Source organism: Paraburkholderia suaedae (genome assembly GCF_040812055.1).
Lineage (GTDB): Bacteria > Pseudomonadota > Gammaproteobacteria > Burkholderiales > Burkholderiaceae > Paraburkholderia.
Genome location: NZ_JBFOAH010000021.1, coordinates 100694 through 115061 on the forward strand (window position 1 = coordinate 100694; position 14368 = coordinate 115061).

Sequence of the window (14368 nt, forward strand, 5' to 3'; positions counted from 1 at the left end):
GGCGCGAGAATCTATGTGGACTGTCTTCAGCAACATCGGCGACGCCGCTGTCACGTTGCCCGTGGCGGCGCTTTGCGCCGGCTGGATTGCGTTATTCAATCCGCGTCTGGCATTGCGCCTCGTCGCGATACTCGTCGCCGGTGTCGCATTGGTGGGTGTAACGAAAGTGGTGTATGCGGGCTGGGGAATCTCCATTCCCGCAGAAGATTTCCGTGTCATTAGTGGACACGCGATGCTCTCGACCTGCATCTGGATGATCGCCATTACGCTGCAGTTGAAGTGGTGGCGTTTGCCGACGCTGCCGGGCATCGTTGCCGGCATGGCGATTGGGGCGCTGACCGGTATTTCGCGCCTGCTCAACCATTCGCATTCCGTGCCTGAAGTCGCATCAGGCTGGCTGTTGGGCGTGGTGATGGCGTTGTTTTTCCTGCGCAGCGCGGTCAACGTCCAGCTGGATCGTCTGAAGCCGGTCTGGTCGACTTTGAGCCTTCTGCTCGTATCCTTGCTCACCTATGGGCACGAGGCGCCGTTCGAATATCTGATCGAAACGCGTTCACCGCAACTTCATAGTCATGTGCCGTCCGTCATGGCTTTGCTTGGACGGGTTCGTTACCGCGTTCAGTCTCATGAAGTCACGTCGTCGAAATGACGTTCTTCGACGGATAGCGGGTCTCTGACAGGATATGGAAGAAACTGTTCGACGCATGCGTACGGAAGCCGGGCGTCGATGAAACTCATCAACGCCGTCTTGAAGTTCTCCGATGAAAAGCGCTCGGCATTACGTCGGCACTGCCGGGGGTCGAACAAATGGGCGTGGTCTTCAAACCGGTTGACGGCTTCCAGCAACGACTCCACTGTTTGCTCGCCAAAGAATACGCCGGTTGGCCGTTCGAGCGGCAAACCGATGACCGACTCGAGCACGCCCCCTCTGCCAAACGCAATCACCGGTGTTCCGCATGCCTGCGCTTCCACCACCGAAATGCCGAAATCCTCTTCAGCCGCGAACACGAACGCGCGCGCGCGCCGCAAATGGTCGACCAGAACTTCGAACGGTTGATGCCCGAGAATCGTCACGTTCTCAGCGGCGACGGACTTGATCTTTTTCATCTCGGGACCGTCGCCGATCACCACCAGCCGGCGCTCCGGCGTTTGCGAAAATGCTTTGACGATGAGATCGATCCGCTTATACGGCACCATGCGCGACGCGGTCACGTAAAAGTCTTCCTTCTGCGTACCTAACGACAGGTTGGCCAGATCGACCGGCGGATAAATGACGGTCGAATCACGCTGATACGCTTTCTTGATACGCCGCGCGATGAAATGCGAATTCGCGAGCAGATGATCCACGCCGTTGGCCGAGCGCGAGTCCCAACCCCGAATGTAATGCAGCAGCACGCGCGCCATGATGGATTTGATGCCCGTGCTCAGATCCGATTCCCTGAGATATTGATGCTGCAGATCCCACGCATAGCGTATGGGTGAATGCACGTAACTGATGTGGATCTGGTTCGGACCGGTCAGCACGCCCTTTGCCACCGCGTGCGAGCTTGAAATGACGAGGTCATAGGCGGACAGATCGACTTGCTCGATCGCGATCGGCATGAGCGGCAGGTACGCACGGTAACGCCGACGCGCAAACGGCATCCGTTGAATGAACGACGTGTTGACGGATTTGCCCTTCACGCACTCACGGTCTTCCAGAAAATCGACAATCGAAAAAATGTCCGCGTTCGGGAAGCACTCGATGATGTTTTTCAGCACTTTCTCCGCGCCACCCGAAACAACTAACCAATCGTGAACAATAGCGACTTTCACCTCGACCTCCTGTGAGTTTGCAACCGAGAGCCGGATGGGCATCGCCCTACTCCGTTCCCGCGCTTCATTCGTCCTTCCCTGTGCCCGGCTGTGGCCGCAGACCGCGCGCCAGCCTGACCATGCCCATTGCGCGCTGAGCTCCCGGCAGCAGACCCACCAGTTGAAGGCGGATCGTGATGCCCAACAGCATCGTCGCCAGCGTCGCTTCTCCGAGCACCCGAGCAGACGCCATGCCCACTGCTCCATATCGAGGCGCAAGAAAAAGCGCCACGGCAAGATTGATCAGACCCGACACCGCACCCACCATCGCAAGCAGCCGATCTTTTTTTCGTGGCACAAATACGTAAAGCGCGATGAACACGTTGAACGCTGAGAATGGAAACATCCACGCGAACCTCTGCAACACGTGGGCGCTGGCCTCGAAAGCCGGTCCGAGGATCAAAGGCAGCAGCCAGGGTGACAGCGTGAGGGCGGCACATAAAATCAGCATCCCGTAGCCCATCAACAAGATTGCGCCCCGCCGGGTCGTCGCATGTGCGCCCTCCTTGTCGCCATGCGCGAGTTGCCGCGAGATGGTCGGAATGAATACCTGCGAGGCCGGTCCCATCAGACTCAGCGCGATCGCCGAGAAACGTTCGGCCGCCCCGAAGTAGCCTACCTGCGCAGGCGTGGACAACAACGTCAGCAAATAGGTCGACGACGCCGTGAGCACCACGGAACCCGACGAATAGCAAAAAAGCATCGTCGATCCTCGCACGAGAGGAATCACGCCAGCGAGTTTGAGACGCGGCCACCCGAGTTGATAAGTCGCAAGACCGTATGAAACAAGGGAGGACGCCACGCCTGCAATCAAAAGGCTCGCCAGCACCCACACGGCGTCGTCCGGTCCTTTGACGAGCTTTAGCACCAGCACGAGACTCAGCGCAAAGCCGAACACTTCGATCATGATCGGCGTTCGGAAGTGATGGCGTCCCTGGAACAGCCAGCCGAGGTTCAGCGCAGAGACGATACCCAGCACGGTGGCCAGCAAGCCAATCACGGGCCGCTCGGACAGCACCGGCGAACTCCTCGTGGCCACGACGCCGATACAGGCCCCCAGCAGACCCATCAGGAGCCGCGCGCTGACGTGCAGCGAGAAAATGGCATTGCACTCCGCCGCGGACTGGGCCTTCGAAACGTCGCGCATGCCGACGAACGTAAATCCGAAACCGACGACCATCCATATGACATTCATCAGCGACATCGACGCCAGTACCCGGCCGTACTCCGCCACACCGAGCATCCTTGCGTAAAACGGTACGACGATGAGGAGATAGACGTACCTCATCAGATATCCGCCATAGACAAACGCAATTACACTAGCGTTCGCGGGTCTATCCATACCGCTCTCCTTGCGCGCGCACCGGAGTTCAGCGCCCTGCCGCGCGACGGCGGGCAAGCGGGTTGGAGATATAACGGACCACGAAGTCGGACAACGGCGAGTAAGGCACGAGACACAAACTCGATAGCATCAGGGTGCCGAGCTTCTTCTTCACACTCCAGAACGGGTTCGCGACGATCGTATGCACGTAGCCGCGAGAGTCGCGCAGCATCCAGCGCCAGCGTGTCAGAAAGCTCGCGCGATAAACGCACGAACAGAAGAACGCTTTCTCATGTGAGAAGTCATGAAACGTCGGCGGCAACTCCAGCTGCAGCCGGGCTCTGGCGAGGTTTCTCAAGATCGCCCACCGCATATTGAATGCTCTGGGCGCCTTGTTGATCTGCTCCGAGTTGGCGAACGACACCGTCGCACTGTCGGCGTTGTGCACGCGGTAGCCGCCAAGCGACTTCGCAACCGACGCCACAGGTCCGCTCAAGGCCACACCGTAGATTGCGTAAAAGTCGGCGCCGTAGCGGTTGACGCCCTCCTCCGGAACCGGAAAAACGCGCCGCAACGCGCTTACGCGATATGCGTTGCCCGACGCAGGCGGCGACGGATAAAGCCAGCCGCCCATCAGGAGCCTTGCGCAGTCGGCAGGCGGCTCGCTGTTGGGTACATACGCACCGGTGAGCACTCCGCCGGCATCCATCACGTCGAGGCGGAATTGCACCTTGGCCCATTCGCGTTGTGCGAAGAGCCGCATCACTTCGGAAACGGCACCTGGGTAGAGTACGTCATCCGAATCGAGGAAGATTACGTACTCGGTCGAGAGCGCTTCGATCGCATAATTGTAAGCAGATACCTGACCACCGTTTTTCTTGAACACGGCTGACACGCGTGCGCCGTACGCTTCAATGATTGCGCGCGACCCGTCGGTCGAGCCGTCGTCGATCACCATCACCGCCGTTGCCGGATAGTCCTGCGCCAGCGCCGAGTCGATCGACGCGGCGAGGTAGTTTTCGTAGTTGTAGTTGCAAATCACAACGGTGATCTGGTTCATGATACCTCGGGGCTATCGGGAAAATTCGGCAGAGTCGGAATGCGACAACCGTAAAAGAGACGCAACAGCGCGCAGTTTCGGACTGCTTATTCGAACCGGGCCGGAACCGTTCCATTGGACCGGCTCTGTCGTGCGGCGGACAACGAAATTGGCGAACTTCTTTTGCGCACGGTTGCAAGCTCCCTGGACCTGCGGTGCTGGATCGAAGCAATCGCGACATCTCGCGTGCATCGGATCGCGCGGGCCGTTGGGTTGGCGCAGTTCGCTGCGTGACTCATTCGCGTTCCCATGACCACCTGCGCTAGCTCGCCGACGCGCTCGGCGTCAAATCGGACAGGCGCTCGCCCGTCGTGCCGTAGAGGATCTCCAGCGCCTTCTGCGCCGAGTATTCCCAACGAAATTGCCGGGCATGCAGCAAGCCCATGGCACGGTGCCGCTGGCGCAGTTGCGCATCGTTCATCAACCGCGAAATCTTCGCGGCAATGTCGTCCGCCGAAGCCGCGTCGCAATACATCGCCGCTTCGCCGCAGGCTTCCGGTATCGACGTACAAGCCGATGCAATCACGGGGCAGCCGCAGTACATGGCTTCGAGCGGCGGCAGTCCGAAGCCTTCATACAGTGACGGAAAAATCAGGCAACCGGCGTTCTCGTACAACGCCTTTAATTCGCCATCCGACACGAAGCCTGCCCATACGACCTGGCTCGCGTGCGCCGCATCGCCGGTGCGTCCAGCATCGTCGGTATGGAAGATACGCGCATTTCTGCCACCCACCACAACGAACTTGAGTTCCGGCAAATCCTCGAGCTTGCCGACCGCTTCCAGGACACGCTGCAGGTTCTTGCGCGGATCGAGGCTACCGACGATCAGGCAGTAGCCATCTTTCGTAAGCCCGAGCCGCGGCAGAACCGCAGAGTCCGCAGCGATACGGTCGAGGTGATCCGCGGCGGGATGAACGACCGCGACGCGCGACTCGGCGATCCCTAGGTGATGACAAATACGCGACTTCGAAAAGGCCGACACAGTCAGGATCATCGGGCGTGTGCGCCGCAGCATCGCGAAGCATAGGCGGTACCACAGCCGGAACTTGCGGGAGAAGCCCTGTGGAACATCGTAGATCGCCATGTCGTGCACCATCACGACCTGTCCGCGTTTGAACAGCGGACTGGTATTGCAGAGATTGACGAGCGTCCTGCCTCGGGCTGCAATGGGCAGCGTAATCTGCTCCCAAAGTGTGCCGCGCAGCCACGGAAGGCGGCGCAAGTGCTTGAGCAGCATGCCCGGTTGCATGGCGTTGTGCGGCACGAAGACTTCCAGTTCGTCGCCGAACTTCGCGTCCATCTGCATTGCTCTCGTAAGCTCGTACGCTACCCGCTGGACCCCAGTGACAGGCTGCGAAGTGAACTTTCCGTTGATTGCAAAGGCCATCGGGTTCTCCGTTTTGTCGGCGTCACGAAGCTACGGGCGGCAACGGGTCACGAGCGGGCGAAATCAGTTGGCCGATTCGAGATCGCTGGCGTAATTCGTTGCATAGCCGTAATTCCGGGTACTTCGCCGCAACGGAATGCCGTTGAAGACGGCGCCTGCAATCCGCCCTTCGGCGCGTTCCATCTTCTTGACCGTGTCCGCGATTTCCTCCTCGCTCTGCATCCCGGAGCGCAGCACCAGCAAGGACGCGCCCGCTTCATTCGCAATGATGGAAGCGTCCGTGACCGCGAGAAACGGCGGCGTGTCGATGATCACCAGATCGTACTGGCCCGCGAGCCGTTGCAAGATATCCTTGAAGCGGGGCTTCATCAGCAGTGCAGCGGGGTTCTCCGGGCGCACGCCGCATGACAGGAAGGTCAAGCCGTCGATACCCGTCGGCCGCAATGCATTGCGCAAAGGCATGCGCTCCGCGAGCACTTCCGACAGGCCGCCGCGATTGGTGCTTTCGAACAGCGACGCAAGATGCCCTCGCCGCATGTCGGCATCGATCAGCACGACCCGCGAGCCGATTTCCGCGTGCAGGATTGCCAGATTGGCCGCGACAAAGCTCTTTCCCGCGGAAGGCGTCGGTCCGATGACCATCACCACGTTGTTGCGCGCATGTGCCAGATCGCGTGTGACTGCGGTGCGTACCGCGCGAAGTGCTTCGACTGAAGTGTCGTGCGGAAAGCGTGCCGCGAGGATTCTGGTATTGCCGAGCTCCGCGGAAGTTGTCGCCGCGCCAACACCTGGCGTGGTGCGGCGAAACTCCATTTCACCCTGAGCCTTGTGGAATGGCAGGCTGCTTTTCCCTCCGAGACCGGCCAGTAATTTGCGGCCCCCGCCAGCAGAGAGGCGATCCAGCAATAGCTGTTGCTGACTGAACAGAATCTCGCCGAAAACAGGCACGCTCATTTGACGTTCGACGTATCGCGGGTCCGTCACGCCCGTCAGCACGTGACGGCGCATGAAGACCAGCACGACGCCGGACACGACACCCAGCAGCAGGCCACCGGAAAGAACGAGTAATGGCTGCGGCTTCACCGGACGATGCGGTCGGATCGCCTGGTCGACGACATGCGCGCCGCCTGTCGTGCTGGCGCGCCGGACCTGCAGCTGCTCGGCCTTCTGCACCATGCCCAGATAGATCGTTTCCGCGACCTTCTGCGCGCGAAGGAGATCGACGCTCTCGCGTTCCGAGGAAGGCATGCCGCTGAAATGGCCATCGAACTTCGACTTCGCGTCCTTCAATTGCGCCAGTTGCGTGTCGATGTTCTGCACCCAGCGGCTATCCGGCCTGTAGCGTTCGAGCAGTTGTGTGCGTTGCAGTTGCAGCCCCGCAATCTGCTTGTCGAGGTCCAGACCTCCCTGCAGATAGGCTTGTGCTTCGCTCGTCGGCTGCATGGACTGCGAGTTGGAACGGAAGTGCTTCAGCGCGTCCTCGGCTCGCCTCAGATCGGCGAGCAAACGAGGTAGTTCGCCCTCAATGAACGCGAGCGTAGTCGTGTCGTTGAGCTGCCGGGTCTTGACCGCGAACGTCAGATACTGCTGAGCGAGGTCGTTGGCCACCTCGGTGGCCTTGTCCGGACTCTTATCCGTGTACTCGATCTGCAGAAGACCCGAGTCCTTCACTTTGTCCGTAACCTTGACCACGTCGTCGAACCGCTTGATGGCATCCAGTTCGTTCCAGCGAATGACCTGGAATTTCGTGCCCGGCCGCGCGTCCAGTTCCTTCACCAGCATGGTGACGCCGTTGTCCATCACGGTCTTGCCTACTGTGCCCTTCATAAGGAGCTCATCCGAGGGTCCGCGCAATTCATAAGCGCCGTTCTCGAGAGCGACCAAGCTGAGCTTCTCTTCCTCGAGCTCACGCGGCACATCCAGCGAACCGATCTTGACGCGCTCGCCGCCCCACGCGAAAGACTTCAACCCCAGCCAGGGCGCCGACGGCTCTCCGGGGGTGGCAAATTTTTCGGCAATGTCGCCGAGGATTGGCAACTTGTGCGGCGTCACAGAGACGTCGAAGCGGAACTTGTCGATTACCGGATCGAGCACCGAGCGGCTCTTCATGACGGCCATCTCTGTCACAGGAGACGGCGACGGCGGTGGCAGCATCTCGTTCTGTAAGGCCAGACCGAGCGCATTTGGCTCCGGCGGGTCGACTCGAATGAGCACGTCCGCGGAATAGATTGGCGTTGCAATGAGCAGATACGCCACCGCCAAAGTCAGCACAATGACCGTCGTGACGACGATTTCCCAGATGTGATCCCGCATCAGCGTGAGCATGCCGCGCACGCTGAGTTGACCACGTTCAGGGGTCTCTGCCGGAGGTAGCGAATTCAGAGGGTAGTAATCCACCGCTTGATCCTTCCATGTTTCGATGGGCAGCGTGACGATTCGATACCGCGGCGCTGCACCACCAGTTCGCAATCTGGAACCACCGCCGGCCGATGTCGGTATGACACTGACCGGCAGCATCTCGGCATGAAGTGCTGGGTTGGGTTAGCTCGGAGAGTCGTGTCCGGTACCGCGTGGACGACGGAGGACAGTAGCGCTTGATGCTCGCCTCGATCGTTGCTACGACCGACACGGCCAACTCCATCAAAGATCCTCATTCCTCCAGCAGCGATCTCAAGGTCAGAACCTCAACTCATTCGTATTAGCAAACGACCTGCTTGGTCCATTGCTTGCAGCCAGCGCTCAGCGCTGGTTGCGGGAAAACGTCTACCCCTACTTCGAAAAAGTAGAAGTGAGATGAGTCGACGTAATATCGACGATAGCGCCCTCCAGGCCCGAGGACACGCCGAAAGAAAATTGTTTTGCGCCAATCGCGACGCGCACGCGTGACGGCAGTTCGCGAGCGCTCGCGCCTCGGCACAACGTCCATCTTCGTAAGGTCAGCGCAGCACCGGCCTCGGTTACCAACGTCCTGCGACATGCAGCGAACCGCAGATGGGCACAAGGATGTGGACACCGTGCCACAGGAATCCGTCTGCTTGCTCGTCTTGCATGGACGCCCGACGCGCGTCCAGCCGGCCCAAAGAAGTGACTGGAACCGTCCCTTCGCCACATCACCGCAACGGAGTATCAAACGGCACTCTCATTTAGCGGGGCAAAGATCAGTCGATGGCCACTCACTTTTCAGTAGATGGTGCAGCGAAGCATAGGCCGCAAAAAGAGCATTCAATCGCGGTCGGCATAAAGTCGGGTGTTAATGGCCGATTAAGCAGAGCGTTTTACAAATGCGGCGGCCGCAGAAAGCATTGTTGCCAACTGCAAGGGATGTAACGGAGTTCTACGGACAAGTGGTAATGCGTTAACAGAACCTTAATCGCAGTTCACAAAAATAGAACAAGTGCTTGGAACGCTATTTAGGGCAGAAACCCTTGCCACGCTGGGCATAGCGCCTGGATCGATGCTCTGTGGGGCGAGCGGACCGGCGTATTAGCCACGGAAAAAGTTTCCCGTCGGAATACATATTAGAACGCTTTTCATCCGCTCGCGAGGTAAAAATTTCCCTCTTTATCACTATTACGCCAAAACACCCGTGAGTAACGGCCAAGCTCGTCCGCGAAATTTCCATGCGTTAATCTGGCAAGTGGACTGATTGGCTTGTTGGGAGAACAGCCTCGGGACACTTCTGCAGATCTTTTTGCGTTACGCGGCAATGAGCACCGGAGTGGGATGAAAGCTATGAAACACATTGGCCTCTTGGTCTTTCAGAACTGTTCGATGACAACGATCGGAGCGATCGGTGATGCTTTCCGTCTGGCCAACGAGTTCGAGAGGGATGCAGGCCAGCCACCTCCGTACAGGTTTTCCGTGCTGTCCGACGAAGGCGGCATAGTGACCAGTTCGTCCAGCATCTCGATCTGGACACAAAGTCTCCAACGCTACAGCTTGTCGGACTTCCATGCTTTCTTTGTCGCTTGCCGTGACGCGGCTGAAACGGCGGAATCCAACGATCGCTTTCTTGAGTGGATTTCGCTGCAAGGATCGATCGCCTCCTTCCGCATTCAGCAAGGCGCGAATCTGGCGGTCGTATGCCGCAATCCGTTGCAATCGACCGTGCCCATTTTTCTGTTCGACGACAGAAGTGGCATGATGGACGACGGCGCCAGCGTGACGCCGACCGACCTGGCGGTTGCGCAGATCGAGCGCGACCTGAGTTCCGCGATTGCCCGCAAGATTGCCCGCATCCTGCAAACGAACTATAGCGAGAAGGTCAAACCGGCTCTTCACGATGCAAACATCACCACGACAACCGAGAAAATCCGCGAGTCTGCTCGCTGGATCAAGGAGAACTACAGTAAGGCAATTTCGATCGCCCAGGCGGCCGAATGCGCGGCCATGAGCAAGCGCAATTTCCAGCGCCGCTTCAAGTGCGAATTTGGCATGACACCTCTCGAATACCTTCTTCGCACGCGCTTCGAGGTCGTGTCGTCGATGCTGCGCAATACCGACTTACCAGTCGACAAGATTGCGCGGCGATGTGGAATGGGCGACGGCAACCGGTTAGGCCGGCTTTTCAAGGAACGCTACGGCATGTCGCCCACGCAATTTCGCGCGCGGCAACATGTCGAGTCTGAAGAACGGTGCCTGACGCACGAGGAGAGTTGGAGCGCCGCGGCTGAGATAGTGCGCGAAGCTCCTTGAGCGTCGAACCAGCTTTGGAACGCCACCAGTTATGGATGACACATGACGACAACCAAGTCCGCGCAATTCGATGGCGAAGCCCCCGCACCCCCGTCCCGGTGCCAGCAAGCTGCACCCGAAGACAATCCGGCCGCAAAAGTGGGACCACCCCCGCCCGATCCTCATCGGCTGCCGCCGCACTCCGTCTCGCTCGTCAGAACGATGAAGGAAGCGGCGAAGTCCGTTCTGCCCGATGCACTGTTCCTGTGCCTGTTGCATCACAAGCGCATTGGCCGTTATCCGAACCTGCTTCGTCCGGCGACTTTCAACGAAAAGATTCTGCAACGCAGCCTCAGGCCCGATCCTCGTTTTATCGAGTTGACCGACAAGCTTCTGGTTCGTCAGTACATTGCCGGCAAGATCGGCGAAAAGCATCTGATACCGTTGATCGCGGCACCGGACGCGTTCACTCGCGAGGTCTTCGACGCGCTGCCGAATGCCTTTGTGATGAAGGCGAATCACGGCAGCAGCTTCGTCGAAGTGGTGCGAAACAAGTCTGAAACGACTTTTGAAAAACTGGAGCTGCGGGCAGCGCAGTGGTTGTCCACTCACTTTTACGACATTGCGCGCGAGCGTCACTATCGCGCGATCAAGCCGCGCATCTTCTTCGAGCAGTTGCTTCTGGACCGGCGCGGCCAGATACCGGCGGATTTCAAGCTGCACTGCTTCAACGGAAAGCCGGGCCGGCCGATCATCTACATTCTCGTGATATCGGATCGATTTGGAAATTCGACACGGGGCGACGTGTACGACGTCGACTGGAATCATCTCGACATCGCGATCGGTTCTTATAAGAGAAGCGCTGCGCCCGGCCCTCGGCCAACGAATCTGGACTCGGTGCTGGACACGGCAGTCAAGCTGTGCGAAGACTTCGACTATGTTCGTGTCGATCTGTACGCGCCGGATAACCTGGTGTACTTCGGCGAGTTGACATTCACACCGGGCGCGGGCGTCTTGCCGTTCACGCCCGATAGCATCGACTACGAGTGGGGGAAGTTGCTCGTCTGAAGTGAGCGCCAACCGAGCGTGAACGGCTCTGAGTAGAGTGGGAGACGCGACACCCCCCGCGTTATCGGATCGCGTCGCTTGCTCGAACACGCCGCGCATCGAATCGCTCAGGTACAAAAATAAATTGGCCTCCCGTTGCCGAAGCGGAGGGAGGCCAGATCTATTGGCCGCTAACAGTGCTGGGAGACTTAGTTGTCCGGGTTGTTCGCGGTGAAGTTCGCAAATGCGCTATACGACGGATTGACTGGCGTACCGTTTATCATAATGCCGAACGTATCGTTACCGCTATCGAGCACGTAGTACATAACCGACTGAATGTTGTGGGTCTTTCTCGCCTGATAGAACTCGTTCAGTTGCTCGGTGATGTAGTTCGCCCGGTAATCCTGGGTTTTCTCCGGACCCGTGTTCCATTCCGTAATCATGAATGGCACGCCGTAACGGGCCTTGCAGTACGCGGGCAGATCGATTCCGGGACCGCCGCCGTCGGTACCGATGTTGAAGATGTCGCCGTACACCTCATAGTTGTGCCATGTGGTGATATCCCAGCGCACTGTCGGATAGCCACCGCTACCGTCCGGTTGCGTACCTTCCCACAACGCGTCGGACGCACCCACGTCGTTCACGCAGAAGTTCATACCGCACTTCGCGGAAGACTGAACCGACTTGACTCCGTCGATCATGCCGCGCATCACACCGCGCATGACAGGCCAGTTGGCATTGTTGAAGTCGAGTGCCTTCGTGCCTGCGTTGGTCGAATCCAGGATGATGGCACCGTCGCGTGTCAACTCGTTGCCACATTCGTACATTGTCACGCCATACGGACTCAGTGCACGCGCAACGGTCGCGCCCGCTGAGTATGCAGCGCTGTAACCGCTCGACTCGCTGGCAAAAAGTTTGCCGTTGCTGTCGTACAGCCCCTGGTTGATCAATACCAGCAACTGGATGCCGGCCGGCTGCAATGTCTGAGCAAGCTTGGCCACTGCATTGATCTGCTTCGGGTCGGTCGAGCAGCCGACGCGGTAGCTCGTGCAGCCGAGCGCCTTGAGCATCGTGACCAGTTGGGCTGGCGTGTAGGTGTAGTCGAAGTGCCCGTTAATCCCGAAGAAGCCACCCGCGGTCTGCGAAACCGCAATGCGGGGGTCAGTGCAGGGCAGCCAGCCATTGGCCACCTCTGCATTCACGTAAAAGTGACCACTGGTGTTGCAGATATACATCCTCCCACCGTACCAAAGTGCCAGCGACACGCCGTAGTTGTTCCCCACGGCAGCGCCATTCCTGGAGACGACACCGTTGGAAAGTGTCCATACTCCGCCTGCGTTGTCCGTGATGGACGATGCCGGGGGCATCAGCGTGCCGCTCGTGGAGCCGGTGCTCGCACGCGCCGTTGCGGTTGCTTTGGCGTTAGCCGTAGAAGACGGGCTGCCGCTGCCATCTTCCGAGCCTCCGCCGCCGCATGCGCTCAAAAGAACACTGCCACCAAGTGCCGTCAGGCAACCAAGAAATTCACGTCGCTTTACCATGTCGAATTATTCCCACAATCGAGAAATGCTCTCGAAAAAAAGTCCAAATATTAGTTTTTGGAAGTTCGAATTATTTAATGCGCGGGCGAATATTCATTCCCGTTCAGGAGTACTTAAAAATGAATACTCTTCAGCGCATTTCGAGTGCAGCACCAGGCTCTGATTGAATGCCGAACGTGAACTTGCCTCGGTGCGGCGATGCAATCGACGAGCGCTATCGATCGCCGATGGCGAGCGGGGCGGACATCAACCGCGCTTGACAATCAGAGGACACAACCGGACTACGATTGCTGCTTCGCGAAACACTGCGGTCGACCGTTGCGCAAACGTTTGCCAAAGGGGCACGCGAGTGCCGCCTTCTCGGCAAATTATTCCCGCAAACGTGATCAACGGGGTAAATAGTACGCGGAAAACGCGGTTCCGCACAGAAGGAGATAGTGCTTTCGCGCCAAAAAGCATAAATTTTGCTAATTATTTGTTGTCAGGTCAAGAATTTAACTTTCTCCTGATGATCAGAGGACACCTGCCCGGAATTATTCGCACTTCGACCCCAAAACCGTAGGCCCGGCCTTCCCTTTATTTTGAAGCAAGGCGGGTAATGGATGCGTCGTTTAGCTTTCAAAGTTATTACCCGGTGAAAACAGGATCGGCGCAAACATGAAGAAATGGTCGAACCCAGCGACTCGGTCTTTCAAAGTCAACGTTCGTTACGAGCTCTTACATTTTCGTCCGCCATGCGGATTCGTCTCGCGACGCTTCGATAACGCTATGTATTTTTCTTTCGACCCACTTGGAATATAAATACCGCAATAAAGAAACAGGATTACTCATTGCTCATTAATGGCTGAGAATTCAAACCGCTCAAAAGACGAGCTTGCATCGGGCTCGAGCGTTAGCCATGGTGGCTGCCCGGCGCCTCACTACGTAGATACAGACGCTCATATCTTCACCACGTCGACGCCTTCGCGGTTGGTCGAACTCGTTCGCGCGACGTTGCTGCGCATCGGTGGAGACGACCCGGTAGTTCGTCTTGCAGACCTGCAGCGTGTGAGCTTCTGCCCACCGATTGCCAGCCCCTTCAGGTCGCTTCTGTGGAACCCACCGTTCACGCATTGTGTAGACGAATCCTTTTGAACCGCAAGCGAAACAAGACCGGATTAAGTTGCAAGCAGTCGTTCTCCGAGCTTGAGCTATGTCGAAAGGAGGTGTTTAATCAATTGTCTGAGCGCCTGGCTGAGTTGATGAATCCCGTCACGACAGCCCTTGCTGTTTTCCGGATGGAATGCGACAGAAGCGACGCATCAGAGCATTGCCGATCAGCCTGGCAGGTACAACGGAACTCGCCAGCCCGCTCTGGAAGGGCCGCAGCCAAGGGCTCCGCGCGTCGAAGCGAATGCGATTCATGTGTGTCTGGTAGTCCCGTGTTGAATACTGGTGGGCAGGCC

The 14368-nt window shown here is 58.2% G+C and carries 9 protein-coding genes; 3 read left to right on the forward strand and 6 right to left on the reverse strand.

The genetic code is table 11. The features are described from left to right. Nucleotides 1–13: 13 nt before the first annotated feature. Complete coding sequence (locus ABQJ48_RS25520) at nt 14–649, forward strand: phosphatase PAP2 family protein (protein WP_367840737.1); 636 nt, start codon at nt 14–16, stop codon at nt 647–649. On the opposite strand, the gene ABQJ48_RS25525 is transcribed toward ABQJ48_RS25520, so the two are convergent. The 5 genes from ABQJ48_RS25525 to ABQJ48_RS25545 form a co-directional block, all read right to left on the reverse strand. Then, nucleotides 625–1815, reverse strand: a complete 1191-nt coding sequence (locus ABQJ48_RS25525) for a glycosyltransferase family 4 protein (RefSeq protein WP_367840738.1) — start codon at nt 1813–1815, stop codon at nt 625–627. The genes ABQJ48_RS25520 and ABQJ48_RS25525 overlap by 25 nt on opposite strands. 64 nt (nt 1816–1879) lie before the next feature. Continuing rightward, complete coding sequence (locus ABQJ48_RS25530) at nt 1880–3196, reverse strand: lipopolysaccharide biosynthesis protein (RefSeq protein ID WP_367840739.1); 1317 nt, start codon at nt 3194–3196, stop codon at nt 1880–1882. Between the two features lie 28 nt (nt 3197–3224). Beyond that, nucleotides 3225–4235: a glycosyltransferase family 2 protein gene (locus ABQJ48_RS25535; protein WP_367840740.1), complete on the reverse strand. Its 1011-nt coding sequence runs from the start codon at nt 4233–4235 to the stop codon at nt 3225–3227. Between the two features lie 301 nt (nt 4236–4536). Then, nucleotides 4537–5661, reverse strand: a complete 1125-nt coding sequence (locus tag ABQJ48_RS25540; RefSeq protein WP_367840741.1) for a glycosyltransferase family 4 protein — start codon at nt 5659–5661, stop codon at nt 4537–4539. Between the two features lie 63 nt (nt 5662–5724). After that, entirely contained in the window at nt 5725–8058 is a 2334-nt protein-coding gene (locus ABQJ48_RS25545; protein WP_367840742.1) for a polysaccharide biosynthesis tyrosine autokinase, read from the reverse strand. A 1374-nt stretch (nt 8059–9432) separates the two neighbouring features. Here ABQJ48_RS25545 and ABQJ48_RS25550 point away from each other — a divergent pair. Both ABQJ48_RS25550 and ABQJ48_RS25555 read left to right on the forward strand, forming a co-directional pair. Continuing rightward, nucleotides 9433–10356, forward strand: a complete 924-nt coding sequence (locus ABQJ48_RS25550) for a helix-turn-helix domain-containing protein (protein ID WP_473094187.1) — start codon at nt 9433–9435, stop codon at nt 10354–10356. Nucleotides 10357–10398: 42 nt separating this feature from the next. Next, on the forward strand, nt 10399–11403 hold the full coding sequence (locus ABQJ48_RS25555; RefSeq protein WP_367840743.1) for an ATP-grasp fold amidoligase family protein: 1005 nt from the start codon (nt 10399–10401) through the stop codon (nt 11401–11403). A gap of 188 nt (nt 11404–11591) precedes the next feature. On the opposite strand, the gene ABQJ48_RS25560 is transcribed toward ABQJ48_RS25555, so the two are convergent. Beyond that, complete coding sequence (locus tag ABQJ48_RS25560) at nt 11592–12923, reverse strand: hypothetical protein (RefSeq protein ID WP_473094183.1); 1332 nt, start codon at nt 12921–12923, stop codon at nt 11592–11594. Nucleotides 12924–14368: the final 1445 nt, after the last annotated feature.